At 72.1% G+C, this 23,862-nt stretch carries 18 protein-coding genes; 9 read left to right on the top strand and 9 right to left on the bottom strand.

Features of this window, described 5'->3' with window-relative positions; translation table 11 throughout:
• Positions 1-574 precede the first annotated feature (574 nt).
• Entirely contained in the window at positions 575-1,933 is a 1,359-nt protein-coding gene (locus F5972_RS00425) for an IS701 family transposase (RefSeq protein WP_150929965.1), read from the top strand.
• Here the strand turns inward: F5972_RS00425 and F5972_RS00430 are convergent.
• On the bottom strand, positions 1,877-3,790 hold the full coding sequence (locus tag F5972_RS00430) for a helix-turn-helix domain-containing protein (RefSeq protein ID WP_150929967.1): 1,914 nt from the start codon (positions 3,788-3,790) through the stop codon (positions 1,877-1,879). The genes F5972_RS00425 and F5972_RS00430 overlap by 57 nt on opposite strands.
• 618 nt (positions 3,791-4,408) lie before the next feature.
• Between F5972_RS00430 and F5972_RS00435 the strand changes: the two genes are divergently transcribed.
• Positions 4,409-5,086, top strand: coding sequence for a methyltransferase domain-containing protein (locus F5972_RS00435; RefSeq protein WP_150931172.1), 678 nt, complete (start codon positions 4,409-4,411; stop codon positions 5,084-5,086).
• Between the two features lie 393 nt (positions 5,087-5,479).
• On the opposite strand, the gene F5972_RS00440 is transcribed toward F5972_RS00435, so the two are convergent.
• The gene (locus F5972_RS00440; RefSeq protein WP_225311056.1) at positions 5,480-6,691 is read right to left on the bottom strand and encodes a glycerophosphodiester phosphodiesterase; all 1,212 of its coding nucleotides are present in this window, start codon (positions 6,689-6,691) and stop codon (positions 5,480-5,482) included.
• Between the two features lie 194 nt (positions 6,692-6,885).
• Here F5972_RS00440 and F5972_RS00445 point away from each other — a divergent pair, with 194 nt between their 5' ends.
• Entirely contained in the window at positions 6,886-7,533 is a 648-nt protein-coding gene (locus F5972_RS00445; protein ID WP_191909869.1) for a flavin reductase family protein, read from the top strand.
• 101 nt (positions 7,534-7,634) lie between these two features.
• Here the strand turns inward: F5972_RS00445 and F5972_RS00450 are convergent, their stop codons facing one another.
• From F5972_RS00450 to F5972_RS00460, 3 genes are all read right to left on the bottom strand, one after another.
• Entirely contained in the window at positions 7,635-8,621 is a 987-nt protein-coding gene (locus F5972_RS00450; protein WP_225311057.1) for an ABC transporter permease, read from the bottom strand.
• Between the two features lie 13 nt (positions 8,622-8,634).
• A complete protein-coding gene (locus tag F5972_RS00455; RefSeq protein ID WP_225311058.1) occupies positions 8,635-11,370 on the bottom strand; it encodes an alpha/beta fold hydrolase in 2,736 nt (911 codons plus the stop codon).
• A 201-nt stretch (positions 11,371-11,571) separates the two neighbouring features.
• Positions 11,572-12,999 carry an alpha/beta hydrolase family protein gene (locus tag F5972_RS00460; protein WP_150929973.1) on the bottom strand — a complete coding sequence of 476 codons (1,428 nt, stop codon included), beginning with the start codon at positions 12,997-12,999 and terminating at the stop codon, positions 11,572-11,574.
• A 226-nt stretch (positions 13,000-13,225) separates the two neighbouring features.
• Here F5972_RS00460 and F5972_RS00465 point away from each other — a divergent pair, with 226 nt between their 5' ends.
• The 6 genes from F5972_RS00465 (at position 13,226) to F5972_RS00490 (ending at position 19,304) form a co-directional block, all read left to right on the top strand.
• Positions 13,226-13,933, top strand: a complete 708-nt coding sequence (locus F5972_RS00465; protein WP_150929975.1) for a tryptophan 2,3-dioxygenase family protein — start codon at positions 13,226-13,228, stop codon at positions 13,931-13,933.
• A complete protein-coding gene (locus F5972_RS00470; RefSeq protein ID WP_225311059.1) occupies positions 13,930-15,129 on the top strand; it encodes an aminotransferase class V-fold PLP-dependent enzyme in 1,200 nt (399 codons plus the stop codon). Before F5972_RS00465 ends, F5972_RS00470 begins: the two co-directional genes overlap by 4 nt.
• The gene (locus tag F5972_RS00475) at positions 15,095-16,456 is read left to right on the top strand and encodes a tryptophan 2,3-dioxygenase (RefSeq protein WP_225311060.1); all 1,362 of its coding nucleotides are present in this window, start codon (positions 15,095-15,097) and stop codon (positions 16,454-16,456) included. The genes F5972_RS00470 and F5972_RS00475 overlap by 35 nt, the downstream gene beginning before the upstream one ends.
• Complete coding sequence (locus F5972_RS00480) at positions 16,453-18,060, top strand: FAD-dependent monooxygenase (RefSeq protein ID WP_150929977.1); 1,608 nt, start codon at positions 16,453-16,455, stop codon at positions 18,058-18,060. The genes F5972_RS00475 and F5972_RS00480 overlap by 4 nt, the downstream gene beginning before the upstream one ends.
• A 67-nt stretch (positions 18,061-18,127) precedes the next feature.
• Complete coding sequence (locus tag F5972_RS00485; protein ID WP_150929980.1) at positions 18,128-18,526, top strand: Rieske (2Fe-2S) protein; 399 nt, start codon at positions 18,128-18,130, stop codon at positions 18,524-18,526.
• Complete coding sequence (locus F5972_RS00490) at positions 18,504-19,304, top strand: cyclase family protein (protein WP_225311061.1); 801 nt, start codon at positions 18,504-18,506, stop codon at positions 19,302-19,304. Before F5972_RS00485 ends, F5972_RS00490 begins: the two co-directional genes overlap by 23 nt.
• A 42-nt stretch (positions 19,305-19,346) precedes the next feature.
• Here F5972_RS00490 and F5972_RS00495 read toward each other — a convergent pair whose 3' ends face one another.
• From F5972_RS00495 to F5972_RS00510, 4 genes are all read right to left on the bottom strand, one after another.
• Entirely contained in the window at positions 19,347-20,297 is a 951-nt protein-coding gene (locus tag F5972_RS00495; RefSeq protein WP_150929982.1) for a GNAT family N-acetyltransferase, read from the bottom strand.
• Positions 20,298-20,364: 67 nt separating this feature from the next.
• A complete protein-coding gene (locus tag F5972_RS00500; RefSeq protein WP_150929983.1) occupies positions 20,365-21,381 on the bottom strand; it encodes an aspartyl/asparaginyl beta-hydroxylase domain-containing protein in 1,017 nt (338 codons plus the stop codon).
• A 61-nt stretch (positions 21,382-21,442) separates the two neighbouring features.
• Complete coding sequence (locus F5972_RS00505) at positions 21,443-22,714, bottom strand: MFS transporter (RefSeq protein WP_150929986.1); 1,272 nt, start codon at positions 22,712-22,714, stop codon at positions 21,443-21,445.
• The gene (locus tag F5972_RS00510; RefSeq protein ID WP_150929988.1) at positions 22,714-23,787 is read right to left on the bottom strand and encodes a GNAT family N-acetyltransferase; all 1,074 of its coding nucleotides are present in this window, start codon (positions 23,785-23,787) and stop codon (positions 22,714-22,716) included. The genes F5972_RS00505 and F5972_RS00510 overlap by 1 nt, the downstream gene beginning before the upstream one ends.
• Between the last annotated feature and the right edge of the window lie 75 nt (positions 23,788-23,862).

Below are 23,862 nucleotides of genomic sequence, written 5' to 3' on the forward strand. Positions count from 1 at the left end.
CACAGAATGAGGCGCGCACTCGGCAAAGTTAGATGTTTGATCTCTTAGGGCGGTATCATGACGTTCCCCCCTTACTCCTGGTGTGCGGCAACTTCCCGGTATGTGGAGGATCGTCCGGGAGGCCTGGAGGGCCGTCAACGGATATCCCTAAAATCCGTCATGTCTGTGGTAAGGCAGATTTCTCAAGATTATCGCCATTTTGACCAGCTTTGAGACCAGCCGCACACGGTGACCAGGGGCCGGTCTCCGCCCGGCCTGCCACCGTCGGGCCGGCACCGGCTCGCAGGCCACGCCGCCGCCCCACTCCCACAGCCGCGGGCCGTACGGACCTCGGCGCGGTGGCCGTGCCACATGGCCGCGCCTGCCGGGTATCCGCCCATGGTGGCCCGGCCACACTTCGGACGAGTGACCGGCGCGAGATGATCGCGGACCGGGAGGCGCGAACGGGGCGCGGGGTGGCGCCGTCACCACCGCGGCCCGGCACATGAGGGTGAGCGCATCTAGGCGCGCGCCGCGCCCGCGGCCGATGGTGGAGGCGACACGTCCGCCCGCCATTCGCCCGGGGTGACCCATCATGCGCGACACGCGCAGCGCAGATCCCGACCGCATCCTGTCCGACGAGATCCTGCCCGCCGAGCTCTGCGCGGCGCTCTTCGCGCCCCTCCCCCGCCGCGACCAGCGCCGCAGGGGAATGGACTACCTGTACGGACTGCTTACCGCGACCGGACGCAAGTCGATCAGGAACATCGCCGGCGTGATCGGCGGCCCGGCCGCCGAGCAGAGCCTGCACCACTTCGTCTGCGACTCGACCTGGGACTGGATGCCGGTGCGGCAGGCGCTGGCCGAGTACGTGACCGGTGTCGTCCCGCCACAGGCCTGGGTCGTGCGGCCGGTGCTCATCCCCAAGGCGGGCGAGCACTCGGTGGGCGTGGACCGGCGCTTCTTCCCGGGTCTCGGTCAGGTGGGCACGGCCCAGCTGGCGATGGGGGTGTGGCTGGCGTCCGAGCAGCTGTGCAGCCCGGTGAACTGGAGACTGCACCTGCCGGACGCGTGGCTGGACGACAGACGGCGGCGCAGCCGGGCCGCCATTCCCGAGGGCGCCGCCGCCGACACGCCGTCCGGCTGCGCGGTGAACGCCTTCCTGGACCTGTCCGCGTGGGACCTGCCCGTGCGGCCGGTCGTGCTCGACGCGCGGGAGCTCGACGTCCACGTTCTCGCGCGGGGGCTCGGCGACGCCGGCGTCCCGCTGCTCGCCAGGATCGACGGCGAACAGCAGCTCTGCCTTCCCGGCCTGGCGCGGACCCTCTCCGCCCGGCAGATCATGTCGGCGGCGCGGCACACCCGGCGCCGCGTCGAGGTGCCGGACACCGACTCCGGGCGGCACACCCGCCTGGTGGCCACGGCCTCCGTCGTGGCGCCGCACCGCCACGACGGAGGCGCCGTCCCCCGTCTTCCGCAGGTCTCACATACAGAGCCCCCGCATCCGGGGGCAGCGCCGGCCGGGGCCGTACAGTCGGGGGTTGTACGGCCCCGTTCCACGCGGCCGGGAGGCGTTCCGGTGGGCAGGACCGCCGGAAACGCCGACGCGGGCGGCCCCGACCGGGAGCTGCTCCTCATGGGGATCTCCGGAATCGGCGAGGCGCGGCCGGGCGAGCTGTGGCTCACCAACCTGAACACGCCGGATCTCACCGCGCTGGTCAGGCTGACCCGGCTGCTCCGGCTCGTCGACGAGGACTTCGCCGACGTCTCCGACGACGTGGGAATGCGGGACTTCACCGGCCGGTCGTTCTCCGGATGGCACCGCCACACCACGCTGGCCTCGGCCGCCTGCGCCGTCTCGATCCTCACCGAGCGGGACAGGACCGGGGCGCGCGGCTCACCCGCCTTCCCTCCCGACGCCGGGTGTGATGGAACCACCGAGCAGGTGGCGTAGGCGTACGAGCCGGAGCGCCAGCTGGATGTCCAGGGACCGCTCGGTGTCCTGCCAGCCCGGGCCGAGCAGCTCGCCGATCCGTTCCAGACGACGAGACACCGTGTTGGGGTGGACGTGCAGCTTCTCGGCGGCGTACGTGGGACTGCTCCCCGATTCGAAGTACGCCCCGAGGGTCTGGACCAGTTCGGTGGACCGCTGCCGGTCGTACTCCAGCACGGGCCCGATCGCCGCGGAGATGAATCCGTCGATGTCCGGACTGTCGGCCAGCAGGACGCCCAGGAAGCCGAGATCGCCGACCGAGGCCGCGGAGCCGCCGGCTCCGAGGGTCGTCATGGCCTCCAGACAGCGCAGCGCCTCGTTGAATCCGGACCGGACCGACGCGGGGTCGGACACCGGCCCCGACGCCGCGACCGTCACCGGCGTGTCCAGCAGAGGGGACAGCTTGGCGGAGACGGCCCGCGCGGCCGCCTGCGGGTCGGACCCCATGAGCAGCAGCACGTTGCACCCGTTCTTGACCGTGTGCAGGCCGCCCATGCTGTGGGCGTACGACGCGGCCCACACCGCGGCCTTCCCCCTGGCGGCGCCGTCCGTACGGCTCAGCACGACGACGTGGTCGGTGTCGAGGTCGATGCCGAGCCACCGGGCCCGCTTGCGCAGCCGCTGGGCCGGGCGCGGCGGATTCGCGAGAAGGTCGTCGAGCAGTTCGCCTCGGTCACCCGCTTCGAGCATGCCCGGTTTGCGGTCCAGCAGCACGAGCACCGCGGCGACCTGCGCGACGATGCCGAGTAACCGCCGCGCCCACTCGTCGAGCGGCTCCGTGGGGAACACCAGCAGGGTGCCGAGGTGTCCGTCGCCGGCGAGGACCGGCGCCGCCCACATGCCCTCCAGGCAGAACGGCTCCCGCGCGGCGTGCGCGTTCATCCGGGCCAGCAGGACGAGGTCCTCGCGTTCCGGCAGCCGTCCCGCCGTGGCCAGGACCGTGCCGTCCGCGCCGCGCAGCTGGACCGAGGCCCGCAGGCGGTGCGCGGCCTCCTCGGTCAGCGTCTGGAAGTTCCCGCCGGAGAGCGCCATGTCCATGAGCCCCTGGTGCACCTCGGCGAGGTCCTCCAGGCTGCCGAGCTGGGTCTCCGCCTCCTCCGCCCGGATGCGCAGCGCCTCCGCCCGGCTGGTGGCCACCTCCAGCCACCGGGCTTTCTCGATCATGGCGCTGGCGAGGCTCGCCAGCGAGCTCAGCAGCGAGATCTCGTCCACCTTGAAGTGGCGGACGTTCCGGTCGCCGACGTACAGGATGCCGAACGGCGCCTTGTCGTACACGAGCGGTGCGGCCATGATCGCGTGCAGCCCCTCCGCCCGCACGACCTCGTCGGTCCGCTCGCTGTGGACGAATCGCTGGTCCACCAGGTAGTCGGGGGTCCAGAACGGCAGGCTGTCGGTGAGCACCTTGCGCCCCACGCCCCCGGTGTTCGGCAGCCGCAGCCCCACGCTGAGCATCGAGGTGTGCCCGTCCGCCGCCCGGATGCACACCTCCTTCAGGTCGTCGTCCGGCATGCCGATGTAGGCCATGTCCACGCGTAGCAGCAGCCGCGCCCGCCTGGTCGTCACGTTGAGCAGGACGTCGAGGTCCGGCGGCTTGGCGAGCTCCCTGGCCGTGTCGACGAGCGTCGCGAAGGTCCCCTCGCGCTGCTGGTGCCGTTCGAGCTGGGCGTGCACCGCGAGGCTCAGGCGCTTGGCCCGCTCCAGCTCCTCGAGTCCTTCCCCGGTGACCCCGTTCCTCCGCGCCACGGCCACGACCATCTCGAACTCGTCCGGCGACCCCTCCCTCGCCAGGAGTTCGAGAAAGGACAGCGTGTCAGCCATACAACGCCTCGCAATCGGGAAACTGGCGGGGCTCGCGACCGTCGGTGCGGGGGTGGCAGGGGAACCCGTGCAGCGGGCACGGGGACGAAACGGCGAGTATAACCCGTTGACTCGTCGGCACAGCAGGGCCCTTTCCTGGGATGTTGGAGGCCGGTCTCGAGGGGCAGGCTCGTCACTTGATAGGCGAAATGTCGGTCCTTACCGTCTACATGTCAACTAGACGACAAGCTGACACAGACCTTCACCGCGTGTCGAATCGACCGGCATCTGCGGCTTCCACGGCCGCGACACGTCCGGTTGTGTTGATCATAAGCGCCGCCGGCCGCCGCGCGACCCCGTCGAACACCCCTGGCCGCCTCCTGTTCACCCGCCGCGCGGCCCGCCCGCCCCGGGTTCGCGCCGTCGGGCCGCCCGGTGGCTGCGTCACCATCCGAGACCGGAAAGTGTGTTGTGCCACAACCTTTCCCGGCGTTGCCCGGCCGGGTGAAGGTTAGCGTAAGCCGTATTTCCGACAGGAGGGAGACAAACGACGTGACCCTGGAGGCCAAGAGTTACTTACGCTCGCTTGAACGAAGTCAGCGCTCGCGAACACGCACGGACCGCCCGAGCGTGTTCAGCATGTACGACCGAGAATGGGACCTCCTGCCCGAGGTTTTCGCTCCCATCTATTCTCCTTCCACCCAGATCGCGATGGGATTCCTGGGACTCGCGGAAGGATCGGACGCTCCTCGCTGGGACTCTCTTCTCGAAATGGGATCGGGTTCCGGGCTGATCTCAGTGTCGGCCGCGCTGGCCGGATGCGCGCACGTGGTGGCGCTCGACATCAACCCGGAGGCGGCCCGCAACACGGCGATGAACGCCTCGCGCCACGGTGTGGCCGACCGGGTGAACGCCCGGTGCAGCGACCTGTTCGAGGGACTCGCCGAAGGCGAGCGCTTCGACCTCGTTTTCTGGAGTTCGAACTACGTGCTGGCGCCGCCCGGATTCGAATACGCCAACATGCACGACCGGGCGTACGTCGACGCGGGTTACCACGCGCACCGCCGCTTTCTCGAGGAAGCGCCGAAGTGGCTCACCCCGGACGGCGTCGCGCTGATTCATTTCAGCACCCGCGGCGATCTGGTGGCCCTCCTGCGGGGCGCCGGGGACGGCGACCGCAGCCTGCGCCTGCTGGCCGACCGGACGGTGCGGGAAGGAGAGCTCGACATCGAGCACATGCTGCTCGAAGTGACGGTGAGCGCGCCCCGGCGGCGGGATCTCGCCTTCGCAGGCTCGGACGCCGCCGCGCACGCGTGATCGGCTGAAGTCCGTCCAGGATTCATCGGAGACATCACCCTCCGCCTTCGCGGTTCGTCCCACGCCACGCGACCCGTTCGCGAATCTGGGCAGGACACCGCATCGACGCCCCAGGCCAACGCGACATTCCGCGTGTTCGGCACATCGATCCGCGTGCGGGCGCGGGTAACCGCCCTGACGCGTCACCCGGTTCTTCGCAGCCATGCGGGACGCCACGCCTTTTCCCCCGAACCCAGAACCTCTCCCGCGAAACCTCTCCCGCGACACGAAATGCGCCGCGCGACGGCGGCGCCCGTTTCCCGACTCCGCTGATTCCCCGATCCGTACGGCGCTGTTCGCGCGGCGCCGTACGGCGGGAAGGGGCGGCCGGGGGACGGCGGGGAGGGGCGGCGGTCAGCGTTCGGCGCGTGCCGCGACGCCGATGTCGGTGTTGTCGGTGAAGACCCCGTCGACGCCCGCGGCGAAGAACTTCTTCAGCTCCCCGAACAGGTCGCCGTAGTCGCCGTCCCGGTCCGACGACCGGAAGTCCTTGGGGAGGGTGTCGTTCTCGGCGCGGAACGTGTACGCGTGCACCACGAGGCCCGCGCGGTGGGCGTCCCGGACCAGATTCGTGACCCGGCCCAGCGTGCCGTCCGGGTTCCGTCCGATCACCATGTCCTTGTCCGGGCCGATGCCGGCGGCGTAGGTGGCGATCTCTCGCAGCCCGGCCGGGGTGACCAGGTCGGCGTAGGTGCGCGGGTCGCCGGACTCGGCGAAGTCGGGCGGCGCGCCGTCCTTGTAGAGCAACTGGATCAACGGCACCCGCAGCCGCTTGTGGAGTTCCTTGAGGTTTCCCACCTCGAAGGACTGCACGATCACCTTGGCGCGCGGGGTGTTCAGCCCGTTGGCCTCCAGCGCGCGGATGAGCTTGGGCTCGATGGGCATGCCGAGCTTGCGGTAGTAGGTGGGGTTCTTCGTCTCCGGATACATGCCGACGTCCCGGCCGAGCTCCCGCGACAGCCGCCGGGTCAGGTCGATGACCTCCTGAAACGTCGGGATCTGGTAGCGGCCGTCGTAGATGGTGGTGTGCTGCCGGATCGACGGCTCGTCCTCCCTGCAACGCAGGGTCTTCAGCTCGGCCAGCGTGAAGTCCTCGGCGAACCAGCTGGTCATCTCCCAGCCGTCGAAGTTCTTGGTCTTCACGCGCCCGGCGAACTCGGGATGGTTCGCGACGTCCGTCGTGGAGCCGATCTCGGGCGAGTGCGAGGCCACCAGGACGCCGTCCTTGGTCAGCACGAGATCCGGCTCGATGTAGTCGGCCCCCATGCGCACCGCGAGTTCGTAGCCCGCGAGGGTGTGTTCGGGCCGGTACGCCGAGGCGCCCCGGTGCGCGATGATCACCGGCCCCGACGCCTGGCCGCCCAGAACGCCGGTCCGCTGCGCGGTGGCCTCCGCGGCGGGCAGCACGGCGACCGTCGCCAGCACGCTCATCGCCACGGCCGCGCCGGCGCGCGCCGCCCTCCCCCGCCGCGACGACAGCCGGCCGGAGACTGAGCTCGCCGGTGCTGAGCTCGCGGGCAGTGGGGCGGCGGGTGGCGCGGGAAGCCTCCGCGGGTTCGATGTCATGACGCGATCTCCTCGACTGGACGCTTCCAGATGGCACGTCCGGCCCGCGGGCGGCGAGCGGAGCGGCGATGCAATTGCACCAGCGCCCGCGCTCGGCATGCTCTCGTGACGATCTCGCCCTGCCACCTGCGTGGAGGGCGTCTTCCTCCAGGTGGCGAGAGCTGGATGATAGGCCGCCGCGTTACGGTCGGTGGGTGATCATTCGACGGGACGACCCGAGGACGACACCCCTGCCGCCCATCGCTCCGTCGGTCGACGCCGACACCTTCCGCGAGGCGATGGCGCAGATGGCGGCACCGCTGACGGTGCTCACGTGCTACGCGCCGGACGGCCGGATGTGCGGCCTGACCGTGAACGCCGTGTGCTCGGTCTCCCTGGCTCCGCCCATGCTGCTCGTCTGCCTGAGCCGGGCCAACCTGAGCCATGACGCCGTCGTCGGCGCGCGGGAGCTGTGCCTGCACGTGCTCGAACCCGGCCAGCAGGATCTGGCCCTGCGGTTCGCCTCGCCCGTCGACAGGTTCCGCGGCCTGGACGTCCACCCCGGCACGGCGCCGGAGCTGACCGACGTACGGCTGCGCGTGAGCTGTGAGCCGGCCGGCGCACTCGACGGCGGCGACCACACCATCCTGCTGGGCCGGGTCGTCCGCGTGGTCAGCCCGGACAGGCGCGACGGCGGCGGGCTCGTCTGGCACCGCCGTGGCGCCGCCCGCGTCTCGCCGATGCGCCGCCTCAACGAGAACATCGGCGAGAACATCGGCGAGAACTTCGGCGGCGGCATCGGCGCCGGGCTGGGCAACGGGCTGAGCGAGGGACTGGGCGAAGGGCTCAGCGCCACCGCCTGACGCTCCCGCCGACCGTTCCGCCGGCCGTTCCCCCAGGCGTTCTCCACGCCTCCCTCTGACGCCCGCCCTCGCGTCGGCTCCTCAAGCCACCCGCCCGGGGGTCAGGTCGTGATGTCCTTGCGGCTGAACCGGTAGGCGGCGAGCACGCTGAAGACCAGCGCGTACACCAGTGAGACCAGCAGGCCGTCGGCCATGCCGGTCACGTCGGCGTCGGTGGCGAACAGGTCGATCCACGCCCAGGCGTGATGGGTGGGCAGCAGGTCGCGGAACGACCCCAGTGCGGTGATCTGGTCCAGGATCTGGGAGAGCACCGACGCCAGCGCGGCGCCGCCCACCGCGCCGAGCGGGGCGTCGACGGTCACCGACAGCCACAGCGCGAGGGCCCCCACCCAGGCGAGCTGCACCACGGTGTAGCCCACCGCGACCGCCAGCATGATCACACTGCGGCCGAAGGGGACCGCGTCGCCGGCCGGGCTGGTCGCGTCGCCCGCGCCGTACCAGATCACCCCGGCGAGCAGCGCCACCGCGGGCAGCAGGCCGAGCGCGAGGAGAGAGAGCAGCGCGGCCGTCACGGCCTTCTGGCGCAGCAGCCGGAGCCGGGGCACGGGGATCGCCAGCAGGTATTTCAGGCTCGACCACGAGGCCTCGCTCGCGACGGCGTCGCCGAAGAACAACGCGACCACGACCGGCAGCAGGAGTGAGCCCGCCAGATAGAGGGTGAAGACGACGAAGTTCGGGCCGCTCGTGACCGCGAGGTCGGCGTAGGTCACCGCGCTGCGCGCCGGGTCCTGCCCGCCGATCTCGAAGGACGCGACCAGCACGATCGGCAGCAGCGCGATCAGGGCGAAGACCAGCTGGGTGCGTCTGCGGCGCCACTGCCTGCGCAGCTCGACCAGGACGCGCAGGGTCCCCCGCGGCCGGTATCCCGCCGCCGCGCCGGTCCTGGTGTCCGCCGTCTTCTGGCCGGGCGTCGTCACGGCTTCCTCGTACGGCGGCGCGTCGCGAGGCGGGTCGCCCACGTCCTGGCCTCGGGACATGCCGAAGTCGTGCTCGGGGGTGGTCGTCGCCTCGCGTTCCGGAGCGGTCACCGGGTCACACTCCTCACGATTCCTCCTGGACGAGCCGCAGGAAGGCTTCCTCCAGCCGTTGCCGCGGCCCCACCCGGTCGACGGCCACGCCCGCGAGAACCAGCCGCTGCACGGTCTCCCCACGGGCGACGCCGTCGAGGTTGGCGTACACGGTGCCGTCCTCGACGCGTACGCCGGAGACGCCGGGCACCGCACGGAGCAGACCGGCGGCGACGTCCGGGCGGTCCACGGCGAAGCCGGTCTCCCCCGACCCGGCCGTGATGGCGCCCACGGCGTCGTCGGCGATCACGCGGCCCCGGTGGATCACGACCACCCGGTTCGCGGTCTGCTCCACCTCCGCCAGCAGATGCGAGGACACGAGCACCGTACGGCCGGTCGCGGCGTAGCGCCGGAGCACCCCGCGCAGGTGGTGGATCTGCGGAGGGTCCAGACCGTTGGTCGGCTCGTCGAGCACCAGCAGGTCCGGCAGCCCCAGCATGGCCTGCGCGATGGCCAGCCGCTGCCGCATTCCCTGGCTGTAGGTGCCCACCCTGCGCTCCACGGCGTCGCCCAGGCCGGCGATCTCCAGCGCGTCGTCCAGCCGGGCCTCGGCGGCCGGCCGGCCCGTGGCCGCCCAGTAGAGCCGCAGGTTCTCGGACCCCGACAGGTGCGGGAGGAAACCGGCGCCCTCCACGAAGGCCCCGATCCGCGACAGCACCGGGGCCCCCGGCGTGATCCGGTGGCCGAAGACCCGCACGGTGCCCGCCGTCGGCGTTATGAGCCCGAGCAGCATGCGAAGGGTCGTCGTCTTGCCGGCGCCGTTCGGCCCGAGCAGGCCGAGGACCTGCCCGCGCCCGACGCGGAAGGACAGCCCGTCCACCGCCTTCACTCCGCCGGGATAGCTCTTCGTCAGCCCTTCAACCACCAGCGGGGTGCCGGCCAGCGCGGGATCGAAGTCGGGCTGCCGGCGCCGCATCCCCGCGATCACGCTGAGCAGCAGTCCCGCGCCGAGGACGCCGGCGATGCCGAGGAGTTTGCCGACCGGCCAGGCCGTCTCCATCGGCGTGCCCGGCACGACGGGCGCCCGCAGCGCGCCGACCACCGCCACGCGATAGACCGCCGGGGCGGACGACGGGCGGTAGGTCTGGTCGGTGGTCGCCACGGTCAGCTCGAGCTCGTGTCCGCTCACCGCCGAGTGGACGATGCCGGGCAGGCTCACCGTCACCTCGACCGGGGACCCGTCGGCGGGCAGCGACGGCAGCCGGACGGCCGCGACCCCGTTGCCGGGCAGCGTCCTGGTGCCGTCGGGTCCCTTGTCGTACAGCTTGAGGAACAGCGCGCCGTCCCCCGGCGCGCCGACGGCCGAGACCCGCAGCCGTACGCTGGGCACGCCGGCCACCAGCAGCGGCGCCTTCAGCGCGGCGGTGGAGAACTTCGCCGACTGCCCGGGCAGGTCCATGCCGACCAGCGAGGCGAGCCACGGCGTGCGCGACAGGTAGCCGTTCAGGCCGGGGATGCCGCTCACGGCGGCCGGCTGGCCTCCCGGCGGGTTGACGATCGTCTGCTCCCCGCCGATGAGCTTGGCGGACCAGCTTCCGGTCGCGCCGGACAGCAGCCCGGGGTAGGCGCGGGCCCGCACGGTGCGCACCGCCGCCGAGCCGTCCGGCCGGATCGAGCCCTGCACCTGGTATTCGAAGGGGCCGAAGGGGTCGGTCCCCCGGCCGAGCAACCGCAGGCGCAACCAGTCCGCGATGCGCGCCCGGAGCGCGGCGTCGGGACGGTCGCCGTCGTGGCCGCCCGCGTACCACACCACCTGCACGGAAGCGCCCGCGCGGGCGATCTGGCGCGCCGTGACATCGGCGTGGTCGAGCCCGAAAAGCGTGTCCTGCTCGCCCTGCACCAGCAGGGTCGGCGCGGTGATGCGGCCCGTCACCGACGTGGGCGAGAGCCGGTGCAGCAGCCGCTCCAGCGCCGGGGTCGGCGTCCCCGTGGTGGCCAGTTCCGTGTAGGCGCGGCAGATCTCCGGCGTGAACCGGCCGCACTGGGGAGACCCGCCGAACTGGCCGCCCCCGCCACCCGGGTCGCTGCCGAAGCCCATCGAGTAGAGCCAGCCGGCCCACGAGCTCTTGAAGACGCCACCGGCGGCGAAGGCCGACGCGGACGGCGTGACCGCCGCCGGGCCGCCGGCCGAGTTCGGCAGCAGCGCCTGCATCAGGTCGTTGTAGGTGATCACTGGGACGAGCGCGTCGATCCGCCGGTCGAGCCCGGCCAGCAGCAGCGCCAGCGCTCCGCCGTACGACGCCCCGGAGACCGCCACCTTGGGGTCGCCCGGGCCGTCCTTGAGCACGTCGGCCCGCTGGGCCAGCCGGTCGAGCAGGCGCCGCGCGTCGGCGACCTCCAGGTCGGGGTCGTTCAGGCCGATCCGCCCGCCGCTGCGGCCGAAACCGCGCGCCGTGTAGGTCTGCACCACGAACCCGGCCTCGGCCAGTTCGTACGCCTCGGCGTCCACGCTGTGCTTGTCGCCGCCGAACCCGTGGGCCAGCAGGACCGCGGGCGCGGGGGTGCGCGTCGGCAGGTAGAGGCTGGTGTCCAGGCTCACCCGCCCGGACGCGCCCGGCCCGGCGGGAACCTCGACGAAGGCGCTCTCCACGCGCACCTCGGCGGGCCGCTGGGTGTGCAGGGTCAGGGCGGTCACACCGAGCGCGGCGACGACGAGCGCGGCGACCTGGAATCGCGCCCGCTGCGGTTTCAGCCACCCGAGAAGTGCCACGGCTGCGACGCTAGACATCCGGGTTATCACCTCGGTCTCCGCTCGTGCCCGGCGAGTCGTGCTCGGCGAGTCGTGCTCGGCGAGTCGTGCCCGGCCCGCGACAGACGGCATTCGCCGGACGGTCCCCGATCGACGCGGCCGTGGGCCGTCCGGACAGGGCCGTCCGAACAGGGTCATCCGGACACGTTCGTCAGGACAGGGTCATCCGAACAGCAGGCCCCAGTAGGCCGCCCAGGGCAGCAGCACCGCGCCGCCGCCGAGGAGCAGGCCCAGCCGTACGCGCTCCGCGCGCGTGATCCGCCGCCGGGCGCGCCACCATCCGGCCGCGACGAAGGCCATGGCGGCGACGGCGAGCAGGACGATCCCGCGGAGCGCCAGGTACGGCACCACCACCCCGCCGACGGCGCCCGTACGCTGGGTGAGCAGGAGGGCGACGACGTAGCAGACGAGGCCGAGGGGGGCGAGCAGCCCGCAGACCGCCAGGAGCCGCGCGGTCCCGCGCATCCCCGGATCATGCCGTGAATCCCGCTGTGAGTCCCGCCGTGACTCCGGTTGTGAGTCCCGCTGCGAATCCTGCTGGAACCCCTGCTGTGGCCCCTGCGCAGGCCCACGCTCCGATATCTGAGCCGCTGCGGCCCGGCGCCGCCGCCTTCGTCCGGCGAGCCCGGCGCCCAGGTAGGCGGAGAACAGCACCGCCATCAGCACCAGCGCGCCGCCCTGCGCCCAGGCCGACTCGTACCAGGTGCGCGGCTCGACGGGCAGGCTGGTCCGCTCCTGCGCGGGCGGCGCGTCGGACCGCCCGGCCGCCTCCGGGCTCTTCAGCCACGCCACCACCAGGTCGTAGAACTCGGGGACGATCCAGGTCGTGCCGCGGGCGAGCGGATGGGTGGCCGACGAGACGACCCGCATCGTGTAGTCGTGGTTGCCGCCCCGCTCCAGAGCGTTCCGGACGACCGCCATCGACTCGGCGGGCGGGACGGTGTGGTCGTCCGCCCCCCACACGGCGAACACCGGCTGACGCATCCGGGTCAGCGCGGACGCGGGATCGAAGGCGGCCTCGGGGAACTGCCCGAGCCCTTCGGCCAGCCGGACCCCGTTCAGCGCGAGCGTGCCGGACACGCCGTCGTGCCGCAGCAGGTTGTCCAGATGCCAGGCCGTCTGCCGGGCCGGCTGCACGCCGCTGGCCGCCAGCAGCACCACGAAGCCGACCTCCGGCGAGCGCGCCGCCACCAGCGGCGCCACCCAGCCTCCCTCGCTGACGCCCCACAGCCCCACCCGGTCCGGGTCGACGTCCGGGCGGGCGCGCAGCAGCCGCACCGCGGCCAGCGCGTCGTCGGCGAGCCGGGAATAGGACCGTTGAGTCGCCGAATATCCGGCCGTCCGCTTTTCGTAGACGAACGTCACGACGCCCCTGTCGACGAAGGGCGCGACCATCTTGTGCAGTTCCTCGCGCGGCATCCAGCCGGACACCGAGACGAGCACCAGGCCGGGGCGCCGGCGGCCCGTCCCGGGAGGAGCGAAAACGGTGCCGTTCAATCGCGTTCCGTCGCTGGTGAACGTCACCTCCTCGGCTCCGGCGACACCGGCGGCTCCAGCCGCTCCCGGCGCGAGCGCGATCGCGGCTGTCATCAGCAATACGCCGACAAGGCCCAGCAGTTTCCGGGCAGCAAACATGGATTCTCCCGTCCATTGTTTGTCGATTCGCCCTGCGGAAGAATTGACGGCCCGGCTGTGCCGGGTCTCCGATTCTCCGTACGTCTGTGCATAACCGGCAATTCACTGAGACCCGGATGATAGGACGTCCTCGTACCGTCGCCCCATGAATGTCGACGAGTGAGACATTGGGGTTCGCTACATGAAGGACTACTCCAAGCAGGTGCTCACCGGCGAGGGTGACACCGATTACGCGAGGTATATGCGGACCGATACCTTGCTGTCCCTGCAGCGCGGCCCGGACGAGGTCGTGCACCGGGACGAGTTGCTCTTCCAGGTCGTGCACCAGACCACCGAACTGTGGCTGAAGCTCACCTGCGCCGACCTCGACGAGGCCGCCGAACGCATCGGCGCCGGGGAGCTGGAGGGCGCCACGGGCCTGCTCGGCCGGGCGTCCCTGGGCATCGAGCTGGTGACCGGCCAGCTGGAGATGATGCGGCATCTGTCGCCCTGGGACTTCCAGCTGATCCGCACGGTGCTGGGGCACGGCTCGGGCGCGGACTCACCCGGCTGGCGGGCCATCCGGCGGTGCGGGCGCCGGCTCGAAGCGGCGTTCGCCGCCATGGTCCGCCAGACCGGGCTCGACCTCGCGGAGCTGTACCGGAGCGGGCTCCACAGCCCCGAACACCGGCTGGCCGAGGCGCTCATCGAGTGGGACGAGCGCATCTCCCTGTGGCGCGTACGGCACTACAAGATGGCCACGCGGGTGATCGGGCATCAGGTCGTGGGCACCCAGGGGACCCCCGTGGACGTCCTGGCCAGCCTGATCAACTACAAGTTCTTCCCCGAGCTGTGGGAGCTGCGCGACGAGCTCACCCGCACCGGCCCCATGGCCGAGACCGCGTTATGAGCGGCACGAACAGCGCCGCGGCGGCGTTCCGGCGGCGCTTCCCGATGCTGGAACGCACGGTGCACCTGTCGAGTTGCAGCCTGGGCGCCCGCTCCATCGACCTTGACCAGTCACTGGGGCGGATGGCGGCGGACATGACCCTGGGAGCCGGCGCCTGGGAGCGGTTCTCGCGGCAGGTCGACCGGGCACGCGCCCGGTTCGCCGGGCTCATCGGCGCGGACGCCGAGCGCGTGGCCGTGGTGCCCAACGCCTCCGTCGGGGCCTACCAGGTGGCCTCGACCCTCGGCCGGCGGGGACGCCACCGGATCGTGAGCAGCGCGGCGGAGTTCCCGTCGATCTCCCACGTGTGGCTCGCGCAGGGACGCGACGGCACCGAGGTCGTCCACGCGCCCCGCCCCGGGGAACCCGTGGACGACGGCGCCGACAGTGCGGACGATCCTGCCGGCGACTACGCCGCGCTGATCGACGAGCGCACCCGGCTGGTGTCGGTGCCGCTGGTGACCTACGCCGAGGGCCGCGTCATGCCGGTCGCCGAGATCGCGGCGGTCGCGCACGCCGCCGGGGCCCCGGTGTTCGTGGACGCCTACCAGGCCGTGGGGGTCCGGCCCGTACGGGTGGACGAGCTCGGCTGCGACTTCCTGGTGGCCGGCACGATGAAGTATCTGCTGGGCCTGCCCGGCCTGGCCTTCCTCTACGTACGCGCGCCGGGGTCCCTCGGTCTCGATCCCGTGCTGACCGGGTGGTTCGGGCGCGTCGATCCCTTCGCCTTCGACGTGCGCCTGCTGGACTTCCCCGCCGCGGCCACCCGGTTCGAGACCGGGACGCCCTCGGTGCCGGCGGCCTACGCGGCCAACGCGGGGTTCGACCTCGTCGAGCCGCTCGACCTCGCCGAGGTGCGGGACCACGTGCTGGCCCTGACCGACCTGGCCGCCGGAAGCCTGCGCGAGCGGGGCGAGCACGTCGTCCTGCCGCCCCGGCGGGCCCGCGGCGCGCACGTGTGTCTCTTCGACCCCGAGCCCGAGTCGCTGGCCCGGTTCCTCGCCGAGCACGGCGTCAGCGTGAGCCCACGAGGCCGGTACGTCCGGATCTCGTGTCATTTCTACAACGACGCCGACGACGTCGCGGCCCTGTGCGCGGCCGTCTCGGCGTACCGAAGCAAGCATGGATCGTGCGGTGGTGTCCGTGTCCACAGCTGAGCTGAGCTCCTGGCTGCGCAAGCCCGACCTCATGAAGTTCCCCTACGCCGCGGTGGTGCGCGAATATCACCATGTCGGCAAGCACTTCGTGCCCCCGGAACTGCTCCGGATGCTGGCGGAGGCGCGGACGCTGCTGCCGTCGCTGCACGGACCGTGGCCGCACGTCCACACGCTCGCCAGTTTCCTCGACACCGCCCTGGACAAACCCGACCAGCGCTATGACTACCCGACCTATCTGGCGCTGTCGCTGCTCCAGCTCCCCGGGCCGGACGATCCCCTGGAGCAGGCCCTCTTCGCGCGGCCCCGGTGCGACCGGCTGATCGCCCAGCTCGTGGCCGACGCGCTGGCCTTCGAGCTGGCCGCCCGGGACGGCCGTACGACGCTGCTGCCCCGGATGCGGCCGGACGCGGCCCTGGTCGGCAAGCGCTACCGGCACGGGCTGCGGGTGCTGCGGCCGGTGCTGGGCCGGATGGCGCTCGACTCGGGGCTGACCGAGGTGGGCCCCGCCGACCAGGCCCGCCAGGCGTGCGCGGCGGTCCGCGGCGACATGTCCTTCGCCGAACGGCGGGCCATGAAGCTGAGCATCCTGCCCGTCGACACCATCCACGACGAGTATCTCTTCCTGCGCGTGCTTCAGGCGTTCGAGACCACGTTCGCGCTGCTGTCCACGCACCTGCGCGGCGCGATCGCGGCGCTGCGGCAGGGCGAGGTGGACCGGGCGGTGTACTTCCTCGACGGCTCCCGGGCCGCGCTGGAGGAGTCGGGACCGCTGTTCTCGATGCTCGCCACCATGCAGGTCGAGGCGTTCCGCACCTTCCGCCAGTTCACCGAGGGCGCGAGCGCGATCCAGTCGCGCAACTACAAGCTGGTCGAGTCGCTGTGCAGCATGCCCGACCCGGGCCGGATCGACTCGCAGGCCTACTTCTCGGTGCCGGACGTGCGCATGCGGGTGCTGGCCGGTCAGGAGACCCTGGACGAGGCCTGCGCCGCGCTGCTCGGCTCCGGCGTGCCCGAGCCGGACCGCGTACGGCTCGGTGCGGCGATGGAGTCCTTCGCGCGGACCCTCGCCCGCTGGCGCCAGACCCACTATCGGCTGGCCGTGCGCATGCTGGGCGAGGCCTCCGGCACCGGATACACGCAGGGCACGCCCTATCTGGCGGCCGTCCGCGACCTGCCGGTGTTCCGCACCACCCTGCAGAACGGCGTGCCCGCCAACGGCAACGGCGCGCATCCCCACAGCGTGCACACCAACGGCAACGGCAACGGCCTGCACGCGGACGGCGAGGCCGTCCTGGAGGCCGACAAGGAGACGAGGAGGGCGCCGTGAACGGAGTCGAGGCACCGGTCGGCATCGTCGGCGCCGGGCCGGTGGGACTGGTCGCGGCGCTGCGGCTGGCCGGTCAGGGCGTGCCGTGCGTGCTGCTGGAGGCGAACCCGCACCTGGTCAAGCAGGGGTCCAAGGCGTGCCTGATCCAGGGCGACGTGCTGGAGGTGCTGGACAAGTTCGGCTGCGCGGACCCGATCGCCGAGGAAGGCGTGACCTGGGACGTCGCCCGGACCTACGTGCGCAACCGGGAGATCAGGGCGGCAGAGTATCCCCGCGGCCCCGGCTTCGGGCCGTTCGTCAACATCTCCCAGCACCGCATCGAGCAGATCCTGGTGCGGGCCGCGGAGGCCGAACCCCTTTGCGACCTGCGGTGGGACCACGAGGTGACCGACGTGCGCCAGGACGGGGACGGCGTGGCCGTCCGCGTGCGCACCGGCGCGGGTGAGCGGGAGCTCGCCTTCTCCTACCTCGTCGCCTGTGACGGTGTGCGCAGCAGGCTCCGGGAGCTGATGGGCGTCCGGTGGACCGGCTACACCCATCGCGACCGGTTCCTCATCACCGACATCAAGGCCAAGCTGCCGCTGGCGCAGGAGCGGCACTTCCACTACGACCCGCACTTCAACCCCGGCCGGCAGCTCGTCATGCACCCGCAGCCGCACGACATCTGGCGCATCGACTGGCAGTTGCCGCCGGACGCCGACATCGACGCCGAGCGCGCCGACGGCCGGTTCGACCAGCGGGTCAGGGCGGTCATCGGCGACATCCCGTACGAGGTGGACTGGGTCAGCACCTACCGCTTCCACCAGCGGGTGGTCGAGCGGCTCCGGGTGGGCCGGGTACTGTTCGCCGGCGACGCGGCGCACGCGCTGCCGCCGTACGGCTCGCGCGGCATGAACAGCGGCATCCAGGACGCCGACAACCTCGCCTGGAAGCTCGCGCTCGTCCTGTCGGGCCGCGGCGGCGAGGAACTGCTGGACAGCTACCACACCGAGCGGTACGCCGCCGCGCTGGAGAACCTGCGGGTGACCGAGGCGACCATCCGCTTCATGGTGCCGCCCAACCTGGTCAGGCGCTGGGCCCGCGCGGCGCTGCTGCGGCTGTCGCGCATCCTCGGCCTCGCCCGCCGCCACGTCAACAGCGGCAAGATGGCCGAGCCCCACACCTACACCGACTCTCCCATCGTCGAGCGGGGGCATCCGCTGCTGGGAGCGTTCGCGCCCGACGGCGAGGTCACCGTGGACGGCGTGCCGACCCGGCTGCGCCGGCTCCTCGGCGCGGGCTTCACCGGCCTGGTCTTCGCGCCCGGTGTGGCCGAGGCGCTGCCGGTGGTCGAGGCGGCGCGGTCGCGCCCGTGGGACCTTCCCGCCCGCCTCGTGATCGTGGTCCCCCCGGACGCCCCCGCCGCCGCGGCGCCCGCCGGGACCACCCTCGTCCGGGCCGCCGGGCAGGCGCTGCCCAGCACGTACGGCGGGCTGGACCGGCCGGTGTGGTGGCTGGCCCGGCCCGACGGCCATCTGTCCGCCACCGGCGTGTCCGGCGAGCGGTTCGCGTCCGCCCTACGTGCCTCGGCATCCGCCGGGGAGCTGTCGCTCGCGAAGGGCTGACCGCCCTCCTCTCATCACGATCCGATCCCTCCCCGCCGGAGGCGGGAGTCTTCTCCGGAGGTAACCGATGAGCCCCACCTACAGCCGACGCGCCGTACTCGCGGGGACGGGCGCGGCCGCCGCGGCCGCCGCGCTCTCCGGATGCGAGGTCGCCCGTACGGCGGACGCGCCACCGAGCGGCACCTCCCTCGGCCGGACCGCGGACGTGCCCGTCGGCGGCGGCCACGTGCTCTCCGACCTCGACGTCGTGGTGACGCAGCCGGAGGCCGGCACCTTCAAGGCGTTCTCCGCGCTGTGCACCCACCGGGGCTGCCGGGTGGACGAGGTGTCGGACGGCGAGATCGTCTGCCCCTGCCACATCAGCAGGTTCGCCATCAGCGACGGCTCGGTCACCTTCGGCCCGGCCGACCAGCCGCTGCCCGCCTTCAAGCTGAAGGTCTCCGGTGACGAGATCATGGTGGCCTGACGTGGGCCTGCTCACCGACCTCGTGCACGCGATGCGCCGCGGCGTCGTCGAGGTCGTCGACCTGACCGCTCCGCTCTCCGAGCAGACGCCGATCATCCAGCTTCCGCCGGAGCGCGGCCAGCCGTGGCCGTTCTCCCGCGAGGTCATCAGCGACTACGACGCCGCCGGGCCCACCGTCTACTGGAACAACATCCGCCTGTCGGAGCACACGGGCACGCACTTCGACGCGCCCGTGCACTGGCTGTCGGGCAAGGGCACCCACGACGTGTCGGAGGTGCCGCCCGGGCGTCTCGTGGGGCCGGCCGTCGTGCTCGACTTCACCGCCGAGGCGGCGGACGACCCCGACTTCCTGCTGCGCCGCGAGCACGTCGAGCGCTGGCAGGAGAGCCACGGCGAGCTTCCTGAGGGCGGGTGGCTGCTCTACCGCACCGGCTGGGACGCCCGCCGTGAGGACCCCGCGCGGTTCCTCAACGAGGGGCACACGCCCGGCGTCGCGCCGGAGTGCGCGCGCTGGCTGGCCGAGCGGACCCCGGTCATCGGCATCGGCGTGGAGACCGTCGGCACCGACGCCGGCCTCGCGGGCGAGTTCGCCGACCGTCCCTACCCGTGTCACTGGTACTTCCACGGCGCGGGGAAATACGGCCTCACGCAGTTGCGCAACCTCTCCCTGCTGCCGCCCACCGGCGCCGTGCTGATGGTGGGGCCGCTGCCCATCGTGGGCGGCTCGGGCAGCCCCACCAGGGCGCTCGCCCTGGTGGAGCATCCGGGCCCGGCCTGACGCACCCCGGCCAGGGGCCGGACGAGGGGGCCGGGCCGGGACTCAGCCGATCCGCACCACGCCGAGGCCGGTGAGGAACGGCGCCCGGTACGGCCCCAGGTCCGCCTCCGGGTCGTCGGTGTCCTCGCCGGTCAGCACGTCCAGGTGGAGCGGGGTGTCGAAGGTGATCTCCTCGCTTCCGGCGTCCGGGGCGTACGAGATCAGCAACGACGGCTCGGTGAGCGTGTCGAGGCGGAGGACCCGGGTGGCCTCGTCGGGGTCGTCCATGGTGCCGAACAACCGCGCCGGGATCGGGGTGAAGCCCAGCCGGCTCTTGAAGCGGAACAGCCCCGGCTTGGCGATGTGGCCGTAGAGCGCCGGGTCGGTGCCCAGCGAGACGCTCCGATAGCCCATCTCGCGGGCCTTGGCGAACACCCGCATGTACATGGCGCGGACGATGCGGTGCTGCCGGCTGTCCTGGGTCGTCGTCACGAACCGGATCACCACGGTCGAGGCGTCGGCGCGCTTGCGGCACATGCAGCAGCCCACGAGCGCGCCGTCCTCGAACGCCTGGACGGCGAAGTAGTCCTCGCGCATGCCGAGGATCTCCTCGCGTTCCATGCTCGCGTACGGCACGCCGTGCCGCATGCCGCCGATGTGCGGCTCGTACAGCTTGAGGAAGTCGTCGAATACGAGGTCGTCCACCGGGTCGGCCACGTCCATCCGGACGTCGCGGCCGGCCGCGTAGCGCAGCCCGAGGCGCACGTTGCGCCGTTCCTGCACCGACAGCCGGCTCAGGAACTCCTCCTCCGACGCGGCGACCGGGGCCATCCAGGTGATCCACGAGGGGTGGACGGCGAAGCCCGCGGCGCGCAGCCGCGGCCACGACTCCGGGGGCGGGCCCACGACCCGGACCAGGTCCAGCTCGCCCCGGTGGCGCTCCCAGCCGCCGCTCTCTGCTTCGTCCGCGTCGACCAGCCCGATCGTCAGGCCGTTCTCCGTCTCGATCTTCACTGTCTCCTCCTCGGCAGGTCGTGACCGTCCCGCCGGGCCGCGCCGCCCGGCGGGACGGGACGACGGTTCACGCCGCGGACGGGATCCGCCGGGTGGCGGGGATCTCCAGCCGGCGCTCGGCGGTGCCCCTGCGGGTCCGCAGGACGACGGCCGGCGCCGCGCCGCCGGGCACGACCTGGATGGTGCGCTCCTCCGTCCATCCGGTGAAGCGGAACTCGCCCTCGCCGACGTGGACGAGGCCGAACGTCGGCTCGCCGTCCAGCGTCAGGACCAGGCGGTTCCCGTCGGCGTCGCTCTCGATGGTCGCCGCGAGCTTCGGCTGGGGCAGCAGGAACTGGCCCTCCGCCTCCTCCCAGTCGGCGAACGACGCGGGGATCTCGAACGCGCAGTGGTAGCGCTCGGGGTCCTCCAGCGGCACGGCGGGACGGGCGTAGAGCACCTCGTCGGCGGACAGCGTGTCGAGGAAGTCCGGCGGGAACAGGCTCAGCGTCTCCGGTGTGATCAGCGTGTCGACGATCATGTGGATGCGCTTGTCCTGGCCGGTGTTGAGCACCTGGTGCCACCGGCCGAAGTCGCCGAACCAGAACGTGCCGGGCTGCCACCGGTGCTCCACCCCTTCGATGATCAGGGCGGCGCCGGGGTTGGTCGTGATCGGCACGTGCAGCCGCAGGTTGCCCCACGGGAAGCCGACCTTGGTGTCGAAGTGGACCTCGCCGATGGCGCCCGGCCCGAGCGCGAGCAGCCGCACGCAGCGCAGGGGGGCCGGGATCGACGCCAGGATCTCGGCGAAGTAGGGGGCCTGGGCGAGCCAGGGCGTGTCGGCGAACTCGTCCAGGCCCGCGCCGCCGGGGTCGGTGCGCTCGGGACGGCCCGTCGGGCTGCGGAGCGGCAGCGCGCGCCAGTCGTAGGGGGCGCGCTCGGCCAGCCCGGCGGAGGTGAAGGTCTGCTGCAACGCCCACTGGTGGTCGTCCAGGCGGTCCAGATCCTCGAGAAGCCGCGCGACGTCGAAGGAGGGCAGCAACCGGGCCGCCGCGGGATGCCCGCAGACGATGGGCTCCATGACCTGCTGGTGCGTGACGCTCATGAGTTCGATCTCTCCGCATTCTGCTCGACAAGTCTGACGATCACTGTCACCCGAGCCGATATCAGGACGGTCTTGGCGAGGTCTCCTGCGCCTCCACCTGCGCCTCGGTGGTTTCGGTGGTCCCGGTGGCCTCGGTCGCCCGCGCGCCGCGGAACCGCCCGGACGCCACGGCCAGCCCCACCAGCGCGACCACGCAGAGCACGCCGAGCAGCAGGAAGGAGGTGGCGCCGGTCCAGCCGAACAGCGCGACACCGATGATCGGGCCGATCACGTTGCCGGAGTCGCCGATGAAACCGAACAGCCCGAACGCCTTCCCCTGACGGCTCATCGCGGAACGCAGCTCGATGAGGCCCCGCCGTGCGGTCAGGTAGAGCACCGCGGAACCGGCCATGCACAGGACGAACGACGCCGCGACCGGCGCCACCTCCGCGCTCAGGGTCAGGCCCGCCAGGCCGAGGGCCATGGCCGCCATGCCGGCGCGGATCAGGGTCATCAGCCGCAGCCGCTCGGTGTAGCGGCCGAGCGCCCAGGTGAACAGGGCGAAGGTGGCCAGGCCGACGGCGAAGACCACCGAGATCGTGCCGCGTACCGAGCCGTCCCGGCCGGCGCTCAGGTAGAGCGGCAGCATCGGCTCGAAGGCCGAGTAGATCACGTTGGCGAACAGGTCCAGCGCGCCCAGCGCGAGCACCCACATCCACCAGGGGCCCGCCGAACCCGCGCCCGCGCCGTCCGCCGTCGGCGCGGCGTCCGCTTCGGCCTCTTCGGGCTCCTCCTCGCCGGACCGGGGAATCGCCTGGAACAGCCCGAACGCGGTCACCGCCGTGACCGCCGCGCCCGCGAAGAACAACGCCTCCAGCCCCAGCGGCGCGGCGACACCGGTGACCAGCGGCCCGATGAGGAAGCCCGCCATCGCGGCGGTGCCGAAGTTGCCGATCAACCGGCTGCTCGACAGGCCGTACCGGCGGCACAGCAGGCCCATCCCCGCGTAGAGGGCAGGCGTCACGAGCCCTTCCCCCAGCCCCCAGCAGACGCGGCCCGCCAGCAGCGTCTGCGGGTCACGGGCCACCGCCGTGATCACGATGCCGACGGCGGCGACGAGCTGGGCGACGAACGCGACGTGCCCCGGCCGCCAGCGGTCCACCCACAGCCCGCCGAGCGGCTGGGACAGCGTCTTGGCCGCGGCGAACAGGGCGAACGTCAGCGCGATCACCGTCGGGTCGGCTCCCGCGCGCTGCTGGAGCTCGGGCACGAACGGGATGAGCACGGTGTAGGAGGCGTTGACGCTCATGACCGCGATCAACAGCAGCGCGGCACGCCTCCGGGCAGGTGACATCAATGCGCCTCGATGTAGTCGAACAGCACCCAGTGCATGTGCGCGATGTCCACGCTGAGGTCGGGCTGCGGCCGCGGCGTGTAGACCAGGGCGTACAGGTTGGTCCCGGTCAGGCCGTGCCGCTCCTTGAAGCGGTAGTTGTCCCGGCCCCACTCGATGCGGCGCATGCCGTTCTCGTAGGCCCACCGGGTGCCGCCGTACATCAGCGCGATGTAGGTGCTGTATTCGTTCAGCGTCGCGTATTCGACCCCGCCGCACATGTACGTGACCTCGTCGCCGCGGCGGAACCCGAAGAACGCGCCGACGAGCCGGTCGCCGAGCTTCGCGGTGAGCATCATCGCCCCGGGCACGCGCAGCATGGAGTGCAGCGCCTCCTGGTCGAACAGCGCCGGCCAGTCGTTCTTGTCGCTCGTGTCGACCGTCAGCGGGAAGGCCGCCGGGACCAGCTCGTGCGCCGCGTCACCCTCGACCATCTCGACGCGCAGCCCGCGCTCGTGCGCCCGGCGCAGCCGCCGCGCGACGTCCCGCCGGATCTTGTTCGGCAGGCGCTCGTGCACGTGGGCCTCGTAGTCGCGCGACATCTCGCAGGAGTAGGTGCGCTCCAGCAGCACCCGGCCGGTCGGCGGGCCCACGGTGGCGACCCAGTCGGCCACGCCCTCCTTGGTGAGGTTGGGCACGACCAGCGTCTCCGCGTCGCCGTCCGCGATCCACTCCATCGCGGTGTCGTACGCGCCGCGGATGAGTTCGGCGGGCACCCGCCCGCGCTTGCTGTACATCGAGTACGTCGACCCGGCGAAGACGATCGGGTTGCCGAACCTGCCCACCAGGCCGACCTGCACCTCGTACCCGTGCCAGAAGGGCGACTGGGTGGTGAGGTAGAGCGGCAGCACGGACGAGCCGTCCTCGCCCTCCGGCCGGGTGTGGACGTAGGCGTGGCGCACGCGGTGCTCGATGGGATTGTTCTCCCACTCGCGCAGCCAGCCCTGTGTGTCGTAGAGGCAGCTCGCGATCACCTGGTCCGGCACGTGGTCGGACAGCGACCAGCCGGAGGCGACATCGGTCATCGTCGTCATACCGGTTCTTCCTCCTCAGCCCCGCCGTGTTCGGTCTTCCACGGCGACGCCCGCGAGTCGGAGCGCCGCCACACG

This window comes from Microbispora cellulosiformans, assembly GCF_008728085.1.
GTDB classification, from domain to species: domain Bacteria; phylum Actinomycetota; class Actinomycetes; order Streptosporangiales; family Streptosporangiaceae; genus Microbispora; species Microbispora amethystogenes.

What these genes read in the sequence shown, in the direction of transcription:
- F5972_RS00425 (WP_150929965.1), top strand. Translation starts at nt 575, where the DNA reads ATGCGCGACACGCGCAGCGCAGATCCCGACCGCATCCTGTCCGACGAG.
- F5972_RS00430 (WP_150929967.1), bottom strand. Translation starts at nt 3,790, where the DNA reads ATGGCTGACACGCTGTCCTTTCTCGAACTCCTGGCGAGGGAGGGGTCG.
- F5972_RS00435 (WP_150931172.1), top strand. Translation starts at nt 4,409, where the DNA reads ATGTACGACCGAGAATGGGACCTCCTGCCCGAGGTTTTCGCTCCCATC.
- F5972_RS00440 (WP_225311056.1), bottom strand. Translation starts at nt 6,691, where the DNA reads ATGACATCGAACCCGCGGAGGCTTCCCGCGCCACCCGCCGCCCCACTG.
- F5972_RS00460 (WP_150929973.1), bottom strand. Translation starts at nt 12,999, where the DNA reads ATGACAGCCGCGATCGCGCTCGCGCCGGGAGCGGCTGGAGCCGCCGGT.
- F5972_RS00465 (WP_150929975.1), top strand. Translation starts at nt 13,226, where the DNA reads ATGAAGGACTACTCCAAGCAGGTGCTCACCGGCGAGGGTGACACCGAT.
- F5972_RS00470 (WP_225311059.1), top strand. Translation starts at nt 13,930, where the DNA reads ATGAGCGGCACGAACAGCGCCGCGGCGGCGTTCCGGCGGCGCTTCCCG.
- F5972_RS00475 (WP_225311060.1), top strand. Translation starts at nt 15,095, where the DNA reads ATGGATCGTGCGGTGGTGTCCGTGTCCACAGCTGAGCTGAGCTCCTGG.
- F5972_RS00485 (WP_150929980.1), top strand. Translation starts at nt 18,128, where the DNA reads ATGAGCCCCACCTACAGCCGACGCGCCGTACTCGCGGGGACGGGCGCG.
- F5972_RS00500 (WP_150929983.1), bottom strand. Translation starts at nt 21,381, where the DNA reads ATGAGCGTCACGCACCAGCAGGTCATGGAGCCCATCGTCTGCGGGCAT.
- F5972_RS00505 (WP_150929986.1), bottom strand. Translation starts at nt 22,714, where the DNA reads ATGTCACCTGCCCGGAGGCGTGCCGCGCTGCTGTTGATCGCGGTCATG.
- F5972_RS00510 (WP_150929988.1), bottom strand. Translation starts at nt 23,787, where the DNA reads ATGACGACGATGACCGATGTCGCCTCCGGCTGGTCGCTGTCCGACCAC.